The sequence below is a fragment of the Candidatus Bathyarchaeota archaeon genome (assembly GCA_018396705.1).
Classification (GTDB): Archaea; Thermoproteota; Bathyarchaeia; order Bathyarchaeales; family Bathycorpusculaceae; genus DRVP01.
Genome location: JAGTQZ010000002.1, coordinates 202,944 through 223,712, shown reverse-complemented (window position 1 = coordinate 223,712; position 20,769 = coordinate 202,944). Strand labels below are relative to the sequence as shown.

At 43.5% G+C, this 20,769-nt stretch carries 24 protein-coding genes and 1 tRNA gene; 5 read left to right on the top strand and 20 right to left on the bottom strand.

All coding sequences use genetic code 11. The features are described from left to right. Positions 1-13 precede the first annotated feature (13 nt). From KEJ24_01980 to KEJ24_01970, 3 genes are all read right to left on the bottom strand, one after another. Positions 14-376, bottom strand: coding sequence for a hypothetical protein (locus KEJ24_01980; protein ID MBS7646595.1), 363 nt, complete (start codon positions 374-376; stop codon positions 14-16). A gap of 97 nt (positions 377-473) precedes the next feature. Further along, entirely contained in the window at positions 474-791 is a 318-nt protein-coding gene (locus tag KEJ24_01975; protein ID MBS7646594.1) for a winged helix-turn-helix domain-containing protein, read from the bottom strand. Between the two features lie 90 nt (positions 792-881). Continuing rightward, a complete protein-coding gene (locus KEJ24_01970) occupies positions 882-1,283 on the bottom strand; it encodes a hypothetical protein (GenBank protein MBS7646593.1) in 402 nt (133 codons plus the stop codon). A gap of 245 nt (positions 1,284-1,528) precedes the next feature. Between KEJ24_01970 and KEJ24_01965 the strand changes: the two genes are divergently transcribed. Next, positions 1,529-1,891 carry a hypothetical protein gene (locus tag KEJ24_01965; GenBank protein MBS7646592.1) on the top strand — a complete coding sequence of 121 codons (363 nt, stop codon included), beginning with the start codon at positions 1,529-1,531 and terminating at the stop codon, positions 1,889-1,891. A gap of 9 nt (positions 1,892-1,900) precedes the next feature. Here KEJ24_01965 and KEJ24_01960 read toward each other — a convergent pair whose 3' ends face one another. Further along, positions 1,901-2,167 carry a hypothetical protein gene (locus KEJ24_01960; protein MBS7646591.1) on the bottom strand — a complete coding sequence of 89 codons (267 nt, stop codon included), beginning with the start codon at positions 2,165-2,167 and terminating at the stop codon, positions 1,901-1,903. A 164-nt stretch (positions 2,168-2,331) separates the two neighbouring features. Here KEJ24_01960 and KEJ24_01955 point away from each other — a divergent pair, with 164 nt between their 5' ends. Then, on the top strand, positions 2,332-2,994 hold the full coding sequence (locus tag KEJ24_01955) for a metal-dependent hydrolase (protein ID MBS7646590.1): 663 nt from the start codon (positions 2,332-2,334) through the stop codon (positions 2,992-2,994). A 169-nt stretch (positions 2,995-3,163) separates the two neighbouring features. Continuing rightward, the gene (locus KEJ24_01950; protein MBS7646589.1) at positions 3,164-3,358 is read left to right on the top strand and encodes a hypothetical protein; all 195 of its coding nucleotides are present in this window, start codon (positions 3,164-3,166) and stop codon (positions 3,356-3,358) included. 90 nt (positions 3,359-3,448) lie between these two features. Here the strand turns inward: KEJ24_01950 and KEJ24_01945 are convergent, their stop codons facing one another. The 11 genes from KEJ24_01945 to KEJ24_01895 all read right to left on the bottom strand — a co-directional run bounded on the left by KEJ24_01945 (position 3,449) and on the right by KEJ24_01895 (position 13,263). After that, the gene (locus KEJ24_01945) at positions 3,449-4,093 is read right to left on the bottom strand and encodes a flagellin (protein ID MBS7646588.1); all 645 of its coding nucleotides are present in this window, start codon (positions 4,091-4,093) and stop codon (positions 3,449-3,451) included. After that, positions 4,094-4,744 (bottom strand): hypothetical protein, encoded by a 651-nt coding sequence (locus KEJ24_01940; GenBank protein MBS7646587.1) that lies wholly within the window; start codon positions 4,742-4,744, stop codon positions 4,094-4,096. Between the two features lie 156 nt (positions 4,745-4,900). After that, positions 4,901-5,572 carry a hypothetical protein gene (locus KEJ24_01935; protein ID MBS7646586.1) on the bottom strand — a complete coding sequence of 224 codons (672 nt, stop codon included), beginning with the start codon at positions 5,570-5,572 and terminating at the stop codon, positions 4,901-4,903. Positions 5,573-5,586: 14 nt separating this feature from the next. After that, complete coding sequence (locus KEJ24_01930) at positions 5,587-6,441, bottom strand: hypothetical protein (protein ID MBS7646585.1); 855 nt, start codon at positions 6,439-6,441, stop codon at positions 5,587-5,589. Positions 6,442-6,648: 207 nt separating this feature from the next. Beyond that, on the bottom strand, positions 6,649-8,241 hold the full coding sequence (locus KEJ24_01925; GenBank protein ID MBS7646584.1) for a hypothetical protein: 1,593 nt from the start codon (positions 8,239-8,241) through the stop codon (positions 6,649-6,651). Then, positions 8,232-9,905, bottom strand: coding sequence for a type II/IV secretion system ATPase subunit (locus KEJ24_01920; GenBank protein ID MBS7646583.1), 1,674 nt, complete (start codon positions 9,903-9,905; stop codon positions 8,232-8,234). The genes KEJ24_01925 and KEJ24_01920 overlap by 10 nt, the downstream gene beginning before the upstream one ends. Positions 9,906-9,916: 11 nt before the next feature. Further along, on the bottom strand, positions 9,917-10,618 hold the full coding sequence (locus KEJ24_01915; protein MBS7646582.1) for a hypothetical protein: 702 nt from the start codon (positions 10,616-10,618) through the stop codon (positions 9,917-9,919). Then, positions 10,615-11,142 carry a hypothetical protein gene (locus KEJ24_01910; protein MBS7646581.1) on the bottom strand — a complete coding sequence of 176 codons (528 nt, stop codon included), beginning with the start codon at positions 11,140-11,142 and terminating at the stop codon, positions 10,615-10,617. The genes KEJ24_01915 and KEJ24_01910 overlap by 4 nt, the downstream gene beginning before the upstream one ends. 16 nt (positions 11,143-11,158) lie before the next feature. Next, entirely contained in the window at positions 11,159-11,659 is a 501-nt protein-coding gene (locus KEJ24_01905; GenBank protein MBS7646580.1) for a hypothetical protein, read from the bottom strand. Continuing rightward, on the bottom strand, positions 11,659-12,450 hold the full coding sequence (locus KEJ24_01900; protein MBS7646579.1) for a hypothetical protein: 792 nt from the start codon (positions 12,448-12,450) through the stop codon (positions 11,659-11,661). The genes KEJ24_01905 and KEJ24_01900 overlap by 1 nt, the downstream gene beginning before the upstream one ends. Before the next feature lie 739 nt (positions 12,451-13,189). Beyond that, positions 13,190-13,263: transfer RNA gene (locus KEJ24_01895), tRNA-Ala, on the bottom strand. A gap of 257 nt (positions 13,264-13,520) precedes the next feature. Here KEJ24_01895 and KEJ24_01890 point away from each other — a divergent pair. Both KEJ24_01890 and KEJ24_01885 read left to right on the top strand, forming a co-directional pair. Beyond that, positions 13,521-14,285, top strand: coding sequence for a KaiC domain-containing protein (locus tag KEJ24_01890; GenBank protein MBS7646578.1), 765 nt, complete (start codon positions 13,521-13,523; stop codon positions 14,283-14,285). Beyond that, positions 14,282-14,791 (top strand): transcriptional regulator, encoded by a 510-nt coding sequence (locus KEJ24_01885; protein MBS7646577.1) that lies wholly within the window; start codon positions 14,282-14,284, stop codon positions 14,789-14,791. The genes KEJ24_01890 and KEJ24_01885 overlap by 4 nt, the downstream gene beginning before the upstream one ends. Before the next feature lie 6 nt (positions 14,792-14,797). Here the strand turns inward: KEJ24_01885 and KEJ24_01880 are convergent, their stop codons facing one another. The 5 genes from KEJ24_01880 to KEJ24_01860 form a co-directional block, all read right to left on the bottom strand. Next, complete coding sequence (locus tag KEJ24_01880; GenBank protein MBS7646576.1) at positions 14,798-15,172, bottom strand: hypothetical protein; 375 nt, start codon at positions 15,170-15,172, stop codon at positions 14,798-14,800. A gap of 56 nt (positions 15,173-15,228) precedes the next feature. Then, positions 15,229-18,270, bottom strand: coding sequence for an isoleucine--tRNA ligase (locus KEJ24_01875; protein MBS7646575.1), 3,042 nt, complete (start codon positions 18,268-18,270; stop codon positions 15,229-15,231). A gap of 129 nt (positions 18,271-18,399) precedes the next feature. Then, positions 18,400-18,897: a DUF4184 family protein gene (locus KEJ24_01870; protein MBS7646574.1), complete on the bottom strand. Its 498-nt coding sequence runs from the start codon at positions 18,895-18,897 to the stop codon at positions 18,400-18,402. Positions 18,898-18,927: 30 nt separating this feature from the next. Then, the gene (locus KEJ24_01865) at positions 18,928-19,755 is read right to left on the bottom strand and encodes a dihydroorotate dehydrogenase electron transfer subunit (GenBank protein MBS7646573.1); all 828 of its coding nucleotides are present in this window, start codon (positions 19,753-19,755) and stop codon (positions 18,928-18,930) included. Then, positions 19,730-20,650, bottom strand: coding sequence for a dihydroorotate dehydrogenase (locus tag KEJ24_01860; protein MBS7646572.1), 921 nt, complete (start codon positions 20,648-20,650; stop codon positions 19,730-19,732). The genes KEJ24_01865 and KEJ24_01860 overlap by 26 nt, the downstream gene beginning before the upstream one ends. Between the last annotated feature and the right edge of the window lie 119 nt (positions 20,651-20,769).

The following is a 20,769-nucleotide window of genomic DNA, read 5'->3' as shown; positions in this document are numbered from 1 at the left end:
CGCCTATTACAAGTTAAGGATTTTCACGCCGCTTTAAGAGGATCCAAACTGCATAGCCGCCGACAGCAACCGCCAAGGAGCCAACGGCAGAGCCAACATAGTTGATTAAAAAGTCCATTCGGCCAGCATGTTCCGCCTCTAGCCTTAGGTTATCGGCTTGGCTTGCTATTCCCTCAAGCTTTTGACTGCAGTTTAAGGCATATTCATAAGCCAGGTTCAGATCGCCGTTGCTGTAGGCAAGTTTAGCCCTAGACAAAAGCCAGCCAGCCTCATTTAAAACCTTAAGCAAACCACTCACGTTGGCGCCAGCCTTTTCAGCCTCATAAACCACTCTATAACAGTCTAAAAGCTTGCTTTCAGCAAATTGAACTGCCACCTCAGCGTCTTTTTGACTAAGGCAAAGGGCATGTGATGCCCAAAAAATTGAAATAAGCATGGAAAATGTTAGTATGCAGATGACATTGCTTAAGGTTTTATGCAGAGCAAAGTCCCTCCAAAATCTTTCGTTTCGCGTTCACCGTTTCCAGTTGGCGTTCAACATGCTTGTTTCGCCTAGAATATTCGCGATAGTATTGCAGAAACTTTTTGCCTTTCTCAGTAAGCACATAATGGCGTTTGTTGCTTTCAAATTTTAAGAGACAAGCGTTTAAAAGTTCATCCAAATACTTGGATAGAACGGTATAGCTTAAATTCGCCCCATACATGATTTGGGTTTTCTTTGCACTGCCATTTCCCTTAACAACTGAAAGAATGTCAGCTATAATGTCTAGTCGACTTCTATAGCTGCCCAAAAAATCACCCTTGAAGTGGCATAACCCGGAAAAACACAGCGGAAGGAAGTCAAAAATGCAGAAAAATGCAAAGTAGGGAAGGTTAGCCTTTTAGACTATGTGAAGCCAGCCTCTTCCACCCTTTTTCAGCTGTTGCTGCCTTTCCCTTTTATCTTCAACATATTGCTGCGCTCTTTTGCTACGCCTTAAATTTTGTTGATTAGCTATGAATGTTTTAACAAATTTTCTCCATCCGCCGACTGCGGGATCAGGAGAATAAACAAGCCCTTGGGAAGCCCAGAACTCTTTAATTTCCGAGAAGCTTGGTGTTTTAGCGTCTCTGCTTGCAAAAATTACGAAGCCTCTATCCATAAACAGCAGTGGATAGTCTCGGGCTGCGACACCTTCAGCTCTAAGCTTGTCGTCGTAGCGTTCCATCCACATGAGTTTCCATTCTTCTTTGAGTTTGCGGAGAAACTCTTCGCGTTCTTCCCTACCTTTGACAGTTAACAATATACATGTCCCTCCCACTGGAGCGGACTTGAACGACAATAGTCCATATTAGCCTTCAATGTTTAACCGCTTCTCCCTCCCCCTAAGCTGAGGGTATTTGCCACATTTCTCCTTATAAATTAGTATGAATGAATAATCTAGGATAATTGTCTAGACGAATCTTCTATTTTTTCTACAAAATTTGCAGGCTTAAATAGACGAAAAATTCCTAAACACTTAATAAAGGTTGCGGAAAAATTACAAGTATGCTAACAATTGTGGATCTTCTAACACTTATCGAGGAACAGAAAACAAAAAACGTCCAAAGTTTAGCCAAAGAAACAGATATTCCAAAAGAAAAGCTCCACACAATTTTAACAGACTTAAGCCAGCATAACCTCATAAAATACAACGAGAAAACCGGAGAGGTAAAGCTGTCTAAATGGCTTTTAAGCATAAGTCAAAAGATTGAGGAGGGCAGGCCGCCCACTGGAGAGATAGTTCTTCCAAGGTTTGGGGAGATAAAGATTCAGGATATGGTTATTGGAAATTACACTTCTAAAGACTTGGAGTTGAAAGTTCGGCTGAGGGCTAAACAGAAAGAAATAGCCATATGCGAGTTAACTTAACCTTCCGTTTTAAGGTTGCAGGACGTACCTGACATCTTTAAGTTTTTCTAAAAGCAGTTTGCCCTTTTCCGTGATGCAATAAACAACGGAGCCGTCATCTTTGCAAACCTTACTAATCAAGTCCTGTTTTAATGCAAAGTTGAGATATCTGTGAAGAGTCGAGTAACTTAAATTAGCCTTATACATCAAATGGGTCATCTTCACCCCCACCCCCTTCGAGCACAATGTTAGAATATCTATCAGAATTTGAACCTCTCCTCTTCGTCCCCTTCCCATATGAACTTCAATCCTTGCAGACTAAGAAGTTATGTGAACTTAGTCGATAAGCATTATTAAAAATTTAATTGAAATTAGCCTCAGTCAAGGTTTGTCAGCTTATGCTATTTTAGATTTAAAAGTGAAAGCCAGCGATTGCCATATTAATGGGCCTTATATGTAATATGCCTAAAATGATTGAAAGCTTGGCTGGAGTTGAGTTGTACGCTGTAGGCCACTTCGCATTAGGGTATCTGACTGCAAAATTGACAGGACGCTTCACGAAGACGCAAATTAGTATACCGATTGTTTTAACCCTTTCCGTAATTCCAGACATTGACCTTTTGGTTCCGTTTCTCGATCACCGCGGTCCATCACACTCACTTTTAGTGGCCATCGTCATTTTTATTCCTGTCATTGTTTTGTTCGGGAAAAATGGATTTCCATACTTAGTGGCTTTAGTTCAGCATTCATTGTTGGGAGATTTCTTTACAGGAAACGTGCAGCTTTTTTGGCCCATAACCAGCTATACATATGGAATTGCTTTGGACATCAGAAGTCCAGTCAACGTAGCCCTTGAGTGGACGGCTTTTCTGGTAATGTTTGCTGAAATGCTGCGAAGCAAAGATTTACAGTTGCTAATTAAACCCGGACGCTTGAATATAGTTTTAGCCATTCCAACATTTACTGTTCTCCTGCCGACGTTTCTAGCTTTTCCGTTAAGAGTGCCAGCCGCGCTTATGGCTCCGCACATAGTAATGCTGATTTTATTTTCAATTTCAATGCTGGCGGATGTAAAGAAAGCGTTCCAAAACCTTAAGCGGGCTAAATCCGCTGTCCCGCATTAAGTCTCATCTAAACCTTATTGTAGCTAGAATCGACAGCGTTTATGTGTAGGCTGCGCGTACGCCAAAACGTATTGACCCCTACCTTTTTATGGTAATGTAGAGCAAGTATGAGAATTATGCGACAAAAGATAAGGTTCGGCTTTGGTGGCCTTAAACACGCTTGGGGGACGTGGAGGAGAATGAGGCTGAAGGTTTTGATGCTTATGCGCGGGCGCTGCTCAACTGGTATAGAAGCGGCATGAAATGGGTTTACGTTACTGACGAAAATGAGACGCCCATGGGATACTTGCTCTTAGAAACCTTGAAAAAGGTTAGGGATGAGACGCTTTGCAAAAATCGAAGAAGCCTTGAAAGCCGGAAATGAAATGGAACAAGGAAATTGTGAAGAAAAAGAGAGGTAGAGTTATTACCAAAAAATGGGTGGAAGTAGGGTGGAGTATATGATGGTGGTCGTTTAGCCTAAGTCTACGAAAGATTTTGATGCTAGGCCGCCGGGGGCTGTGCGAACCACTGTAAGGGCAGCGCCTTTCGCCGTTCTAACCTCAATCTTTATGGTCTGATATTCTCCAAGCATATAATTGGTATCTGTTGCGTTTAGGCGGATTAATAGGAAGGCCTTTTCATTTGATTCCAGTAGAGTGTCACCGTCATCGTTGTATATCGCAAATTTAGCTTGATTATTTTCAAGCTTCAAAGTGCCATTTAGTTTGTCCCATGTAACATCTGTCGTTCCCGGATTTGCGCCTTGATATATATTCATCAATGTGGCGTTTGGCAAATATACTGAAACTACCACTGAGCTACTACTGAGATCCACTGCTCCTCTGCCCGCAGATAGTTTAACCGGTACCAGTATGTAGAGGATGTGATTTGACGAATCGTTAGTTCTTGCCGTAACTACGCCGTCCAGTTGCAGAGCGGTCAATGATTCTTCCAATCCTGTTTGCATGGTTTCCTTCGTTTTCTGGGTTGTGTAGAAGCCCATGTTTATGACAACATAGCTGAGAGCCGCCGCGATTATCAGGAAGGCTATGAGCACGATAGCAGCCTCAACACCCACAATGCCCTTTTTATTCCTAAACAGTTTTTTGCCGAACATTTAGCCCGCCACCGTCACCCAGCTTGTTGTTTGACCTTCTGGAATTGGCAAAGATTCTGGAACATAGAAGTCAATTGTAAGCGGCGCAGCTTTTTCAGGTTTGATTTCGACAACTATGTGGGCTCTTGCAGATGCGGTGTTGCTTAATGATAAAACTAAGAAGCCTTTTTCGTTTGAATCCAAGGATTCGTCGCCATTACTGTTTTGGATAAACAATGCAGCATGACCCGAAGTTACGTTTTGAACTAGGTCGTCAAAGTTGTCACTTGTGGTGAATGTTCCATTTATCCCTTCATATACATTGGGCCAAGCACTGCCGGCTACTTGAAGGGTTACAGAGGTTTCTTCTTTTCCAAGTGCTACGTACTTGACACCATAAGCCCTCAGTGGGATTACTATAGCGTCTATTGTTGTTGGAGAGCTGGCTCTTAGACATATGCTTCCGTCCACTATCAATGGTGTGCTTGATTGTCTTAGGCTGTCCTGGACTACTGTTTTGCCTCTTTCTGTTGCGAATAGGCCTTGGTTTATGACCATGAAGCTGAAGGCTCCGGCTATGATGACGAAGGCTATGAGGATTATGGCGGCTTCTAAGCCTATCATGGCGCGTTTCTGTTTTGCTATTTTCACCAGCACTTTTTTCCAATTCATTTTTCATTCACCGTTTTGCGTTTTCAGTTTTTATTGGAACTTATATTAAGGATTATGAAATGGCGATATGAATTTGTAGAATTTACAATTTCGATTCTAAATATTGAATAAATTACAAAATCCGATTCAAAATCAGACTAGAAAGAAGGTTATGTGCTAACGTAAATCCACATACGAGTTTTCAAGCAATCCGCCGGGGATTGTGCGCACAACTGTCAAAACTGCGCCTCTAGCGCCTCTAACTTCTATGGTTACGGTTTCATAAGCGACTAGGGTGTGGCGTATTCTCGGAAAGCCGGCCACTGTGCTGTTCAAGTGGATTATTATGAAGGCTTTCTCCGTGGATTCAAGAACAGTATTGCCGTTGCCGTTGTAAATTATGGACATAGCCATGTCTGTTTCGTTCATTTTATAGAGTCTGCTGAGGTTTGCTATTAGCACGTCGCAGTCTGTTTCAGTCTGTGTTCCGTTCATGTAAACCCCATTATAAATGTTCAACAATGTTGCGTTTGGCAAGTACACCGAAATCACAATGGCTTCTTTCTTGAAGTCGAGAGCAGCTTTGCCAACAGACAACTTAACTGGCAAAATCAGCCACTCCACTTGACGCTCGTTATTTGTCTTTCCAACTATTATGCCGTCCAGCTGTAGTGCACTCTGGGATTCGTCCACACCCTCCTGCATTGTATCTTTAGTTTTCTGCGTTATGAAGAGGCCCATGTTAACGACGACATAGCTCAATGCAGCTGCGACGATAATGAAGGCGATAAGAACTATGGCGGCCTCAATGCCCACAACGCCTTTTCTATCTTTCCGCATTTTAGTCATGCTTTTGTTTCCTCCTAGATTATTGGTACGTAGGTGTTGGCTGGCATGGACTCTGGAATGGTAATTTCAATTGAAAGAGTGGCGCTTTTGTCCAGCCTTATCTCAATATTTATTGCAGTTCTGGCTGAGGCAACGTCCTCCCTTGCAAGGGTTATCAGCAGATATCCCTTCTCACCAGTATCTAAGGCCTCGTCACCATTGCTGTTTGCAATGGCGAGCACAGCTCCAGTAATTAGGTCTTCATTATATGTTCCATTTACATAAACTCCTGCAGTGGTGTTATATCGAAAACCAACAAAATCGTCAAATTTCACGGAGTGTGTGCCATTTCCATATCGCAGTGAAGGATCATAAGTCTTGCTTGTGTCGGTGCTATTATAGAGCACTCCGCAGTATACGTTAGCCCACGCTTTTTCACCTACTCTTAGGGTTATAACTGTTTGATTTCTTCCAAAAGCAACAAACTTCACCCCAAAGGCCTTCACTGGGACTATGATTACATTTACAGTTCTGCCGTCGGGCGTTGTTCTCACAAAGGTTGTTCCATCTATGGTTAACGGTGTGCTAGCCTGTTTTAGGCCTTCTTGTATGACTACTTTGCCTCTTTCAGTGGCATATAAGCCTTGGTTGACCACCATGAAGCTGAAGGCTGCTGCTATAATGACAAATGCGATTAGCACTATGGCTGCTTCTAGGCCGATGATTGCTTGTCTGCTTTGTGCAAGAGCCTTGATTACCCGTCGGCGAGGATGTAACGTGATGTTTGGAGTTTTCTGGTTGCATGATGGGCATGTCACCATTTTAAGCCTAGACTTGGTGTGCCATTCGTGTCCGCATTTTTGGCATTTAATGTTTGGTTTTTCTCTCATATTTTCTACCACCTACTCTACTTACTCCACCACTACCTCCACCAAGTGAATAGCGTATATTAAGATATAATAAACATTATTTAAAATCACGAATCAGAATACGAACTCAGAATATGAACTCATAATACATATCTCGCGTCAAAAAGAAAACCACTATAATCTGTTTAAAAGCGATGGCGGCAAAACCTTGCCTAACAAGACTTTTACTTACACGGGCAGTTCTAGGCTTGGCATGGAACCCAAGGCAAATTCTATAAACATGTGGGCTGCCATCCAAGTTAAACCGCTGACTGTCAAAAGTATGCCCAAGTTTAATAGAAAAGTGCCCCAGTGGCCACCTGAAACCTCTTTTATTGTTAATGCGTTTACTATTGCCATTATGAAAATTAGGGCTATGTTGCCCACTTCGATCACTGGAATTGGAATGGCGTTGAAACCAAAGTATGGCAGATTCACTAAATACTTTGACATAAAGTCTGCAAGCACCTGCATAACAATTAACAGCATAACAGTTAAAGGCTGCATAACCATCACTATCATTTGAAAACCCTTAGCCGCAACGTCTCTTGACTTCCGAAACTCAATAAACCTCACAACACGATTTCCAAGAGCGTTGCCAATCTCAAGCGGATTAGCACCCCGGCTTAAGGCATCCAAAAAAATTCTGTTACTGATGTGAACCTGATAGGACGCCGCCTCAGAAGCAAGCGTCTCTAAAGTCTGTTCATGGCCTATTCCAAGCCTCAACCTAGCCAAGGCTTCTCTGACAAGCTTTTTGAAAGGACCAAGCTCCATCTGAATAATATATGAGAAGGCGGCCTTCAAATCTGAAGTTGAGGCCAAGTTCTCGCCGAGAGCCTTAAGAAAAGTTGGGTAATGCCTATCAATCTTGCTTACCTGTTTTTCCAGCATGTACCCAAAAATTCCAGGGACAATTATGCCTAAGCCTAATGTCGTAAAAGCCAAAGGCGGGCCCTTTGAAAAATACAGTAAAATGGCAAGAGTTGTCGAGGACGCTCCAGTTGCAATTAAGCCCCACTTCATGGCAAGATAAAGTTTTGGAGGATACCTTCCTATATATACAAGTCGCTCTCTCGGCGAAGAGGCCCTAAAAAGAACATACATCATTATGACGGAAAATGCGGCAATTATATAGCCAAATACTATAGCGCTTGGGTCAATCATGAAAATTGCCATAATCACAATAGTCATTATTAGGAAGACGGTCACGCTTTGGAAAGAAGTGAATATTCCTCCAAGAGTTTTTAATGTTTCAATTGCCCGCGTGTAATATCCAGAATACTCTTCAATCAACATTGAAGATTCCATTTCCAAATAGCCGCGGGGTTCGACGCTTGAAAACACGTTGGTAAGCCTTACAAGTATATCCTTTAGGGGAGGCTTCACAGCCTCAGCTACATGCGCCGTGGCCTTTGTAATACCGTATCCAAAATCTTTTGCGAGACTGCGGATTTTTCTAAACACTTGGCTGTAAAAGCCATATTCCTTGTTTTCAGCTATTGTGCCAACCAAGTCATCTGGAGAGGTTTCTCCCAGAGACAAACTATACATGTGAAAAATAGTAGTGGTTAAGCTAAAATCCACTCTTCTTGGAAGGCGCCGCCTGCCCATATGTTTTAAGATTAGTAAAATGCCTAAACCCATTGGCAAAACGAGGACGGCCTCTAAAATTTTTCCAGTAAACATGTAATAAATCGCAAATAGTAAGGACGGGAACAGCAGTAAAATGGATAAAAGAATTTCCCTTGACGTTTTTGCCGCTTTTTTAGTTATTCCCAAGGAACCTTCATCTCTTTAACTCTTCGATAAACTTCCCAGACGCCTTTTTCCCGAACAGCAATACATGTTTTCCAAACGTCTGTGTACCGCGGAAAGTTCTCTGCCAGAAAGCTTAAGATTTCAGCTCTAGCCCTTAACTCGTCGTAAAGTTCCCTCAGCCTCTCTTTACCCCAGCCTCTGAAAGCCAAAACCTTGGTTTCAAGGTGATAGCTTGAACCCATAAACCTTATTTTGTCCAAGTCTGGGTCATAGAGGAATGTTGGCAAATAGTTTAACCGTCCTTCGTCGGGCTCGTATCCTATTATCTCGTTTACAGATGTAACCCTCCGTATGAACCGTTTACCCCGCTCCATCCTTGCCTGAAAAATTGCTAGGTTCAACCCATCAATGTGAGTTTTAGGGACGTCTATTGGATGGGATGTAAGCCTCTGGAAGAGTTGGCCTAAGGTTCCAGCATGCATGGTGGAAATAACTGGGTGGCCTGTTTCAATGGCTTGAAATGCCACTCGGCCTTCCTCGCCTCGAATTTCGCCTACGATAATGTAGTCTGGCCTCTGGCGGAGGGCTGCCTTCAAAAGGTCGAACATTGTTACCGGTGCACCTGTATGAAGCCTTGTAACCTCTCTAATCCAGTTTTTATGGAAAAGATTGACTTCCGGGGTTTCTTCTATACTTATGATTTTGGAGTCCGAGTTTATAAAACCCATTAAAGCGTTCAATGTTGTTGTTTTACCGGACGCTGTTTCTCCGCAAACCATTGCGGATATTCCAATCTCAAAAAGCATCCAAAGGTAGGCGCCTAACTCGGGGGACATTGTTTTCCATCGTATAAGCTGGGCAACTGAAATCGGTTCTTTTGGGAACTTTCTTATGGTAAAGTTGCTTCCTCTTAGGCTTATGTCCTCGCCGTAGACAATGTTGAACCTTGAGCCATCAGGCAGGTGTATGTCGATTATTGGATGCGTGTAGCTTAGGACTTTTCCATACCTTTCAGATATGTTTTTTAAAAGGCGGTTAATCTCATCCTTTGAGACATCAACATTAGTCTCAAGATGCCCAAACATTTTATGGTAAACGAAAACTTTACCTTCTCCGGGTATGCTGACATCCTCTAACCATGGATCTGCTAAAAAACCGTCAATGAAACCATGTCCAATTTTTTCTCTCAAAAAATGGTAGAGAATCGCATTTTCATCTTTTTCTTTTGGAATTTTAACCATTTTCTTTTTAATAGCTTGTTTAAAAAGCGAGGCTAGTACGTGTTCTTTTTGCCCTTTATACTCTTTGTCGCCAATGAGCACGGCGACGGCTTCTTCAATTTCATCGAGAAGTTTGCGGTCTGGTTTTTCAGGCTCCACCATATTGTATTTTCCGATTTCCCCGCCGATGTCTATGTGGGCGTATATGCCTAAACCTAAAGGATAGACTATGTTGTCGTCTTTTCCGTACTCTTCTAGCTCGAGGTTTAAAACGTACTTGGGTTTTTCTGGTAAACTTTCTAAGTATTTCTTTAAATATGGATGTTCAGTCATGGCTTCCTCTAATGTTTCACAGACGGTTCTTTTGAACGGCCAAGCATCCTCCTCTGTCATCTCCTTTTTTGAGGAGAGCGACAGTTTGAAACCGGAGAATTTTGGTAGGCTTAGTTTAAGTTTTTTCGACATGATCCCACTTCCTAAACTTTTACGCCGCTGAGGGGCATAACTCTCAAACCTATTTGAGGGTTGATTTCGAGGGTTATGGCGCTTTTTCTTTCACCGCTAACCCCCCAAAGTTTTACAACTCGGAGTACTTTCACGTCGAGTCCTGAAATGCTGGCGTTTTTTAACATTAGGTATACGTCTGAGCTTGCCCTCAACTTCATAATGTTTTCTTCCGAAAGAAAATCCGGATGGAATGTTGTAACCACCGTTTTATCGTCTGAAACAAGGTTTTTCATTCTTGTGATGAAAGTTAGAAATTCTGAAGGCGGCGTGTTCACAGTTAAAACGCTAAGGCTGTCGATGATTACAGCATCATACAAAGCTTTTTTCAGTTCAAGGAAATTCGCCGTCACTTTGAGAAAGAAAGAGCTTAAGAAATCGTTCCATCTTCCCCCCTCGATATGTAATGGATATATGTTGAGTTGACCAGAAAGGTAATGGTCATCAGCGTCAAGCCTTACCGACCTCATCATGGATAAGTATTCTTTGACTGTCGCCTCGCTTGATATAATGTATACTCGAAGCCCAACGTTCAGCATTGCTTTTGCTATTTGCTGGACGAAAATAGTTTTGCCTGAGCCATATTCTCCTTCAATGGATATAAGACTTGGATGAGGAAGCCCGCCGCCAAGATCTCGGTCAAGCTCGGCTATTCCCAAACTTATAACCTTCATTGTTTTCTTACCGCCTCTGCTTTGGCTATAGCTCCATAATGGGAGACAAAAACCACAGAAACTAAACCGTTAATTGGGATTTCCGGAGCACCTTCTGGAATGTTAAACACAATGTAGGCTTCCTCTCCAGCTTCTATATAGGGATGACTTCTCGGCGTAAAACTGTAGTCCGTTCCAGAAACCCTAACCTCAGATATGACGTAATCTTCAATCTGATAAGTTGTCCAGAATGAACTGTTTCCATAGGAGACAATTATAGTGTTCCATTTGAAGCCTGATTGATCTTCAAAGAACACTGTTTGAGAGCCTATGTTTCTTACCGTTACGTTACACGCTGTAGCGTTTATGGGGTAGACTTCCAATTGTAAGGCAACATTGAGTTTTTCCTTTTCTCGGCTTATGTATTCTTCAGCAACATGCGACATGTCTCTTAGTCCTTGGAATGTTGTTATTAAAAGAGACACTGCCAATGCGAAGATAGCTATTAGGACGATTGAGGAAGTTATGGTCACGGAAAAACCCATGTAGGCTTCCGCCTCCTCATGATGGCGGTGCAGGGAAGAGGTAGCTGCTACCTATACCTTTTGACGGCACAATTTTAGCCTCAAAGATCACGCCTTCAATATCGCTTGTGGGATAAGCTATTATAACTGCGGTTTCCCGTGGCTCCCAATAGTTGTCTCCATCAGCGGTTAACAGCTTGAACTGTCCACTTCCAGGTCCTGCTGTAGCGTTGTATTTGAAGAACTGGGCTTTTCCATACCCTCCTACATAGACATCTAGAAAAGTGAAGTCGCTCATGGGCAGATTTCCAGTGTTTTTTGCGTATATAACAAAGTGTGATGGTGTCGTAGTGGTGTTTACGGTGGCGTAGACTATTTCCAGTTTAATGTTGACCATGGCTTTATAGTTGTTAACGTTCTGTGCCAACTCGTTTTGAACAAGGTTTCCAGTATAGAACGCGTAGGCAGAAAAAACACTTGCCAAACATACAGAAGCAATAACCATTATGATATGGGAAAGCGTCAGAGAGAAACCCATCACTCAACCCTTTTATCCATTTTTGCTTTGATTTTTCTTCCTTCAGCCATAGCTATGAGCCGTTTTATGTCTTCCACATCTATGCTTAGTCCAGAAAGTATGGACGCTTTATACATGTTGAGAAGTAATTCCTTTTTGGTTAGACCTTTAGACTTGGCTTTTTCAGCGGCAATGGCTAAAGAATAAATTTGTTCACTTCGGCCTTCTGGCAGAAAGCCTAAATGTTCATAAGACTGCGAGAGCTGCCTTACATCTTCTGGCGTGAACCCAACATCCAAAAGGGACCAAACCCAACTTAGATAGGCTGTTCCACGCGGGAAACGCTCCGCTTTTAAGCGACGCTCTTCTACTTCCGTCTCTCTTTCGGCTTTAGGTTCTTCCTTTACCTCTTCAACTTTTGACATTTCAGTTTTGGGAGTAGGGATGGCTGTCGATAGAGAAACTTTTTCTTCTTCCCCTTTCTCCTCAAGCTTCTCTTTTGGTTTCCCGATTACCAGCGACTTAACGCCTGGAGGGAGTCTCTCATGGTTTAGTTTTTTCAAATCTTTCTCGCTTGTGACTACCCGCAGAAGGTTGAAGGGATTCTCGATTTCACTCACAGCCGACCTTATGTCAATTATTGACCTTTTAAGCTCAGCCACAGCGGTATTAAGCTCTTCAGAAAGCTTTTCAACGTTAAGTTTTAACTTTTCGATCTCTTCCTTCTCTTTGCTCTCTTCTATTTTCTCTTCTTCCCATTCCGGTTTTGCTATTTCAGATGTTTCTTTTCTGTTATTGTCTGTCTTAGCCATAATGAACATCCTAACGTGCTGATTCACTATTCAAATCTGTGATTTACATTTAAACTCTATGAATTCAGAATAAATATTTGTAAAATTTTTAGTTTAAAGTCAAAATTTTATAAAAATTATGAATTAGAATCGGAATCAAAATCAACACCATAAGATTTGAGCCCGCAACTTCCTGGTGCATGATGGATGTTCTGGTTATGTTGATTGAGATTGTTTTGAAAAGTGGTTGTTGCAGAGATAAGCGGTAGCTATGCGCGGATTTGTTTAGAAAAAGGTAAATGAATAGACGCGGTAAACGTTGAAATGGAAACATCATCTTCAAATCTATCTCAAAATTTTTGGCATTCAATGAACATATATAATGATAAGAAATAAATCCTAAGAGTAACGCAATAAACGATGCGCTCATTATACCGTAATAGCCTGCTTTTTGAATGGAAACCTCGAGAAAAAGAATTAAGAGATTTGTTAGATATCCAACTAGGAATATTATTGCAATTTTTGTTTTATGAGTAGACTTTGAAGTCATCAAACAATGCGCCCTCATAGGTTATGCTAAAGTCACTTGTGAATCTAAAGCGAAATTCCACTATTTTACCGTTTAGGGACATGGCAAGTAAACTGTGTATTTTGTCCAATCGATATGTCCGCTTCTGCTTCTGTAAATCAGAAAATAGCTTTAAATCAAACCGGAAAAGAGAAAGGGGGAAGCGCGGAAACCCCCTCGGGGTTTTCGCAGTGGACCGGGCGGGATTTGAACCCGCGACCTCCCGAGTGCGAGTCGGGCGTTCATGCCAGCTGAACTACCGGCCCATCCGCCTTTAATAGGGAATTCTGCTTTGGATTTAGGCTTTCTGGTGTCATGTTGGCTCGGGAGTATGCCCCTTATCATCTTTGTCGGCGAAGAGGAGGGTTCCTTTATCACCGTCCATTTTTGGATGGACTATTTTTAAGCCTTTACTGTGTTAAGTGCTTAAAGAACATGCGAAAAGCTTTTATAGAAGTGAAATTCAATGCTGTGATGCTTAATGCTATTATAAAATCATAATCTAGTTATTGGGGGTTTTTGGATGAGTGACCGTGTTGATGTTGGGATTCCCGGAATGAACGAGATATTGAATGGAGGCTTGCCTAGGAGAAACGTTGTCCTTTTGTCTGGCGGTCCAGGCACTGGCAAATCCATTTTTGGCCAGCAGTTTCTATACGCTGGGTTTAGGCTTGGGGAGCCCGGCGTATTGGTGACTTTGGAGGAGCATCCTGTCCAAGTTAGGATTAACATGGACCGTTTCGGATGGGATCCTAGGAAGTACGAGCAGGAGGGCAAGTTTGCCATTGTAGACGCTTTCACTTCGGGCATTGGTGAAGCGGCAAAAAGAGAACGTTATGTTGCTAAGGATCCCGATGATGTTCCAAGTTTTTTGGATATTATTCGACAGGCGATCACCGACTTGAACGCCCAACGGGTTGTCATAGACTCTGTCTCAACGCTTTACATGACTAAACCGGCGCTGGCAAGATCCACTATCATGCTGATAAAGAAGGTTTTGGCTGGTTTAGGCTGCACAAGCTTCCTTATCTCTCAAGTTAGCGTTACAGATCGAGGTTTTGGCGGTCCGGGTGTTGAGCATGCCGCCGATGGCATTATCCGACTTGACTTAGACGAGTTTCAAGGGGAACTCAAACGCTCGATAATTATTTGGAAGATGCGCGGCACAAGCCATTCTATGAGGAGGCATCCCTTCGACATAACAAGCAAGGGCATAACAGTTTACCCGGATAGAGTTATCAGGATAACCCCAAGAGGTTTTTTCGAGGGAGGATGTGAAAGCTCATGAGTGAAGTTGAGATTCCCCTAAAACCCTTGGGCAGAGAGGACATTCAAAAACTCGAGGCAGTCCTTCTGCTTGGAACGGTTTCTAGGCAGGATGTTATCGAGAAAATGCGTAGCGCAGACTCTAAAGACAGAATAACATGGATAGATTCGCTGGCTGTGGCGGCTGGAGCCATTGCTAGAGAGAAGGCTGGCATGACGGTTCCAAGGATAGCTGACGAACTTGGAAGAGGCGAACAGACAATACGCTCTCATTTAATCGGGAAAACCGAGGCTGGAAAACTTGTAAGGGAAACCTATGAAATGCTGGTGCGCGGCGAGAAAGTTTTATCTTTCATTGCTGAGGAAGCTGAAGCCCCTCTAAAAGGGGAAGTGGAGAAGCTTAAACTTGAACTGGAAAAAGAACGGAAAGAGAAGGCTGAACTTCAAGAAAAACTCGCAAGGCTTCAAAGCAAGATTGAGAATGTGGCAAAAGCCTTGGAGACGGTCATAAAACAGTTAAAAGCATAAATGCATCTAAGCATTTTCTACTTTTAGTTTTTCGCCTTCTTCCACTTTTTCAAGGATTTTCGGATCTTCAAGGATCTTGCCTATCACGTTCACCGGGCTATAAGGCTTTATTATGTTTGGATTTGGACTCGACAGAGTTGGTCCGAAGAAAAGGCATAGGGCCGGTCCTTCAGGCCAGTAGGCTACGTCACCATAGTCCACAATTTCCTTAGCCTTTTCTAAGCCAACTTTGAATGGCGCAGCGAAGTAGATTTCTTTGCCCCAGAACTCGGCTCTTGCCTCGAAAGGTAAAGCTCTTATTAAGGCTTCAGCTGTTTTCGGGTTTTCATTGAAGCGTATTTCACATGTTATGGTTATACCAGATTTAAATGTGATTTTAATTTTTTCTTTTCGCTCCAACGTGCTTACCTCCAGATATTCTTTATTATTTTCAGAGCTTAAGATATGGCAATGTAAACTTTCTTGTCATCTAAGGGATATTCATGCCATTTGGCTTCGACATTGTTTTGGTTTGTATAAAGTTGAACTTTTTTGGCGCGGACGAGTTCTCTCATTTCGTTAACGTAAGGCTTCAGAAGCCTTATGCTTTCTTCGTCTAATCCAGCTACGTGGACGGTTTCAAGGATGTCTGTTGGCACATAGCCTAACTCCTTTCTTAGGGATTGGACTCTTCTGGCTATGTCGCGCATGAGGCCTTCACCTAGAAGCATCTCGTCCCTGTAAACGTCCAAGTACACGTTTATACCTTTTTCAGAGGCTTCAATAAATCTTCCCGCGTCAACTTCAGCTTTAACGCTTTCCGGGAGTTCCTGCGCGCATTCTGCTTCTTTCACGTTGGTAAGCTCCAGCAAGATATCGTTTAGGCTTTTGAGGGCTTTAAAGACTTTTTCACTGGCGACGATCAACATTTTCCTCAAGGGCCATCTCCGCTTGATTTTAGCTGATTGACGTGCGGAATAGACCAGTGAAACACATTCCAACATTATCTCGAACTCTTCTTCTAAGGCCTTGTTGCGGAGGCTTTTGCTGGGCTCCGGCCAGCTTTCGAAGTTTACGGATTCTGGCAATGTTGGGTCGAGGCGCCTGTAGATTTTCTGGTATAGCGCCTCGCATAGGAATGGTGTCACCGGGTTGAACATTAGTATTGTTGTTTTTAGCACGTGCCATAAAGTTGCGTATATGGCCAATCTGCGGTTTAGAGTTTCAGGATCATCTGTCCAAAGCTCCTTTCTTATCATTGGCACGTATAGGCGGCTCACAGTTTCCACAACAAATTCTTCGAGTTTCGCAAGCGCTGTATTAAATTCGCATTTCTCCAAATTCGCCGTGTAGTCACTTATAATTTCCTGAAGTTTCGAGAGCAGCCAGAAATCTGGTTTTTTAAGTAAGTCATTGGTTTTCGCCCAGTCCAACGTGTGATTTTGCGGGTTGAAGTTGTCATATTCAGCGTTTTGCACAAAGAACCTGTTCAAGTGGTATAGGGTTGCAAGCACTTGGTAGGGGCGGCGGTTCATCTCATTTAGGTCGAAGTTCATGAAGTCTATAGGCGAGCATTTCCTTAGCATGTAGAACCTGCAGACATCAGCTGAAGCCTTCTCCAGAAGCTTGTTCACCTCTATTATGTTACCTAAGCTTTTGCTCATCTTCCTACCCCTAGCGTCTTGAGTTAACCCTTGGAAAAGGAAAGCCTTGTAGGGAGCTTCCGCCCTTCCAGTCAATATAACATGCTCCAGCAGCAGCGAGTTTGCCCACCCTCGAGTTTGATCTATACCCTCTGTGAGGAAGGCCACTGGCACGTATTTGGCGAACTCTTCATCCGTGAACCTTGCATAGGGTGATGCGCCGCTATTGTGCCACGTGTCTAGGACGAAGGGCTCACGGTGCATGATGCCTCCACATTTTTCGCACTTTATCTTTATACGGTCTATCCATGGTTTGTGGAGCTCAAAGTTTGGCGGAGGCTTTTCCAAGGCCTTTTCAACAAGCTCCTTTTTGCTTGCTACGAACGTTTTTGCTCCACATTTTTCGCAAACCCATATGGGCAATGGGGCGCCCCAAACACGTTCTCTCGAAATGCACCATGGTTTTCCTTCCTTTAGGAAGGAGAGGAAGCGGTTTTTCGGGGCTTCGAAGAAGTATTCGACTTTCTCCGCTGCGGCCACAACCTTGTCGTTTATGCGGTCTGTTCTTAAGAAGTATTCACGTCTGGCAAGCCAAACCAGCTTGTGGTGGGATCGCCAGCAGGTTGGATATTCATGCCTTATCTTGTCGGCTTTAACGAGCAGTCCTCTTTTGCGCAGTTCCTCAATAACCATGCCATCAGCGTCTCTTGCAAAAACGCCTTGGAAGAAGCCTGCTTCGCTGGTGAACTTTACCTCGTCATCAAAGGGGGCGAAAACTGGAACACCCCGCTTTTGAGCGGCGACGAAATCCTCTTCACCGTTGCCAGGCGAAAGGTGCACAACGCCAGTAGCGGTGTTTATATCCACGAATTCTTCGCAGACAATCCGATGCACTAGCGGATGCCTATCCAGCTCCGCTTGCTTCGGAATCAAATCCTTAAATGGATAATCATATTTTACACCTTCAAGGCTTTTACCCGGAACTATTTCGACTATGCTGTAGTCTTTTATGCCAAGCTCCTGCATCACAGGTTCAACGCGCTGCCTCGCCATTATCCATTTCTCGCTGTCAACCTGAACTTTGGCGTATTCAGCTTCAGGATGCACCGCCAACATTAAGTCCGTTACAACTGTGAAGGGCATCGTTGTCCAAGCTAGGAAATACTCGTCTGGTTTGTCGGCTACTCTAAATTTGAAGTATAGAGATGGATCTTCCACCTCCACATATGAGCCTTCATACCCAACTTCGGCGCTGCTTAGGCTTGTCTGGCAGCCGGGACAATAAGCCACCACGTAGTAGCCTTCTTCTAGGAGGCCTTGCTCCCAGGCGCGTTTGAGGTACTGCCATTCTCGCTCTATATAATTGTCTAAATAGGTCCAGTAAGCTTTTTTCTGGTCTATAAACATGCCGAGTTTGCGGTCGGCTTCCACCCACTCTTTATGGTAACGCATAATGGTTTTCTTGCATTCTTCTACGAAGCGTTCTTCGCCAACCCGCTCTAGCAGTTCCTTTTTTGTGCGTACGCCCAGCAGCTTTTCTACTTCAAGCTCCACCGGTAAGCCTTGACAGTCCCAGCCCGCCCAGAAAGGCACGAAGAAGCCCTGCATAGTCTTCCATCGGAACCATAAGTCTTTCATTACACGGCCTCTAGCGTGACCCACGTGGGGTATGCCGTTCAACGTTGGCGGGCCCTCAACCCATCCTAAGACACCCACGTTGCTTTTTTCACGATGTTCAGTTAGCTTCTCCTGTATGCGATTTTTCTCCCAGAACTCACGGATTTCTTTTTCAATTTCAAGCGGGCGGTAATCCATGCCTAGCAGCGTATTAAGATTAGCTTCTAATTTGGCGGTCACCTTTCATCACAACACACCCGCAAACACAACAAAATAACCCAAGCAAAATATAACCTTTTTGAAATTAACACAGCCCATAAACAGTAAAAATCTACGGGTTTTGCGACGGTTAAAATCGGATGCCCCTCTCTAGTTTTTTAGCCAACACCTCAACGAGTATAAAGAAAGCACTACTACTGCAACTTCTACAATTATGGATGCTTGCCACAAGTAGAATGGGTTTCCATTGGCGAAGGGGTATAACACCCAAAGCATTTCCGGATGTGTGAACATGTCTAGAAATATGTGGCTGAAACCGCCGAAAAGACTTAACAAGTATATGGTTCCTAGCGGGTACCGTGCTTTAACCGGTTTAAGCCTTAACCAAGTATATATGCCCCATAACTTTTTCTCGAAAAGTCTCTCAACCATGTAGACTACGATGGTGACAAGGATTGGGTATAGAGTTAAGGCGAGGGTGAACCCGTGCAAAATTCTATGATCTAAGGGTTCGCCTAAAATAGCATAGTAGAGTGGTTCAAGGTCTACGAAGGTTGTTGAAACCGCTAGAGCCAAAGGATCTATTCGTTGTTTATCCTTAAAGTATAGGAAAATGAAAGCCGACGCATGAAGAGGTGTTATAGGCACCCAGCTAATGCTCCTTTTATATTTAATGCCTTAAACTGGTGTCCTTTTTCCGTTGAAGTCTCGTTTCCAGACGCCGAATTCGCTTTTAACAGTTTTCAACTGGTTTATGTTGAAAACCGGGCCATCTCTGCAGACGCGGAAACTACCTATGACACAGCTTCCGCAAATGCCAATGGCGCACCGTATAAGCCTTTCAAGGCTTGCCTCAGCATAAACGCCAAACCTTTCAGCAAGGTCTAAAACTGCCCGCGTCATCAGCTCCGGACCACAAGCATAAACCACATTAAACTTTTCTCTTTCCATCATCGACTTCGCAAGATCTGAAGCCAAGCCTTTCACACCATAGCTTCCATCCTCAGTGGCTGCTAGAACGTTTTCTTCTCCGCAAAGCTCCCTCAACCTATCTAGGAAAATAAGCTCTTCTTTTGTCTTGGCGCCTACAATCGCCACAGTTTTTGAAGTTTTTTGGTTAATTAACTCTTTGGCTAGAAAAGTTAGCGGAGCTATGCCGACACCGCCTCCAACCAGTAGGGTTTCACCCTTTTTATGCGTGAAACTGTTCCCAAAGGGTCCACGCACCCCTATCCAGCCGCCTACTTTCATACTGTGCAACGCTTGAGTTGCCTCGCCAACCCGTTTAACAGCAACTGAAACTATCGCCTTTTCACGGTCTGCATCAAAAATGCTTAGTGGAATTTCATCCACTCCAGGAACCCATAGCATTAAAAATTGTCCGGGTTTTGCTTTGGCGCACAATCTATCCATGAAAGTAAAGGTTTTCACTGTTGGGCTGACGTTTTCCACGTTTAGTATGCGGGTTATCCTGTGCTTGTTAATTGCGGTGAGCCAAGCCGACAATTTCTTTCACGCTCTGTAAACTTTTCCTTTTTAGGTAGGCGTTTATCCCCGAGGCTATGGACTTGAAAATTTTTGGTCCTTTTAGAGCTATGGCTGTTCCAATTTGGACGGCTGAGGCTCCGGCAAGTATGAACTCCACAGCGTCCCGCCAGCTGGTTATGCCGCCGCATCCAATTATGGGAACTTTCACTCTTTCATAGATGTCGTAGACGCATCGAACTGCGATGGGTTTTATAGCTGGACCCGACAAGCCGCCCCTCTTGTTTCCAAGCATAGGTTTTGCTGTTTCAGCGTCTATAGCCATAGCCTTAACCGTGTTTATGGCAGTTATCGCGTCCGCCCCGGCTTTAACAGCGGCTTCAGCTATTTCTGCTATGTCCGTAACGTTGGGTGAAAGTTTAGCAATAACAGGCTTATTCACAGCGCTCTTAACTTTTCTCACAACTTCAGCTAAAACTCCGGGATTTTGTCCAATTTCTGCACCGGTCTCCCTGACATGAGGGCATGAAACGTTAAGCTCTATGGCGTCTGCTCCGGCTTTCACCGCTTTTTCAGCTACAACCGCATATTCTTCAGCCGTGAATCCATAAACGCTCACTATTAGGGGGACTTTTAAGACAGCTTTGGCTTCCCTAATGTCTTGTGTAAACTCATCTATCCCGGGGTTTGGAAGCCCCATGGCATTTATCAAGCCGTATGTAACTTGAACCACTGTTGGATTCGCGTAGCCACTTCTAGGCTTTAAGCCAACAGACTTTGTTACCACGGCTCCTGCACCGCCTTCAACAATGCCTTTAAGAGTTTCAGCTGAATACCCTAAAATTCCAGAAGCCAGCATGATGGGGTTTTTAAGGCTTAAACCCGCCAATTCAACTCTCAAACGTCCGCTTTTCAAAGGCTTTTCCACACCATAACTTTCTGTTATGGTTATCTTTTTCAAAAGATAAACTTTCGTTTAAGTTTCATGGGTAGCCGAGAAAGTTCTATAAACGTTTAGTCACCTATAGGAAGTGG

Coding starts and splice junctions, on each gene's coding strand:
- KEJ24_01965 (MBS7646592.1), top strand. CDS start 1,529: ATGCTAACAATTGTGGATCTTCTAACACTTATCGAGGAACAGAAAACA.
- KEJ24_01960 (MBS7646591.1), bottom strand. CDS start 2,167: ATGGGAAGGGGACGAAGAGGAGAGGTTCAAATTCTGATAGATATTCTA.
- KEJ24_01955 (MBS7646590.1), top strand. CDS start 2,332: ATGCCTAAAATGATTGAAAGCTTGGCTGGAGTTGAGTTGTACGCTGTA.
- KEJ24_01945 (MBS7646588.1), bottom strand. CDS start 4,093: ATGTTCGGCAAAAAACTGTTTAGGAATAAAAAGGGCATTGTGGGTGTT.
- KEJ24_01940 (MBS7646587.1), bottom strand. CDS start 4,744: ATGAATTGGAAAAAAGTGCTGGTGAAAATAGCAAAACAGAAACGCGCC.
- KEJ24_01935 (MBS7646586.1), bottom strand. CDS start 5,572: ATGACTAAAATGCGGAAAGATAGAAAAGGCGTTGTGGGCATTGAGGCC.
- KEJ24_01930 (MBS7646585.1), bottom strand. CDS start 6,441: ATGAGAGAAAAACCAAACATTAAATGCCAAAAATGCGGACACGAATGG.
- KEJ24_01920 (MBS7646583.1), bottom strand. CDS start 9,905: ATGTCGAAAAAACTTAAACTAAGCCTACCAAAATTCTCCGGTTTCAAA.
- KEJ24_01915 (MBS7646582.1), bottom strand. CDS start 10,618: ATGAAGGTTATAAGTTTGGGAATAGCCGAGCTTGACCGAGATCTTGGC.
- KEJ24_01910 (MBS7646581.1), bottom strand. CDS start 11,142: ATGGGTTTTTCCGTGACCATAACTTCCTCAATCGTCCTAATAGCTATC.
- KEJ24_01905 (MBS7646580.1), bottom strand. CDS start 11,659: ATGGGTTTCTCTCTGACGCTTTCCCATATCATAATGGTTATTGCTTCT.
- KEJ24_01900 (MBS7646579.1), bottom strand. CDS start 12,450: ATGGCTAAGACAGACAATAACAGAAAAGAAACATCTGAAATAGCAAAA.
- KEJ24_01890 (MBS7646578.1), top strand. CDS start 13,521: ATGAGTGACCGTGTTGATGTTGGGATTCCCGGAATGAACGAGATATTG.
- KEJ24_01885 (MBS7646577.1), top strand. CDS start 14,282: ATGAGTGAAGTTGAGATTCCCCTAAAACCCTTGGGCAGAGAGGACATT.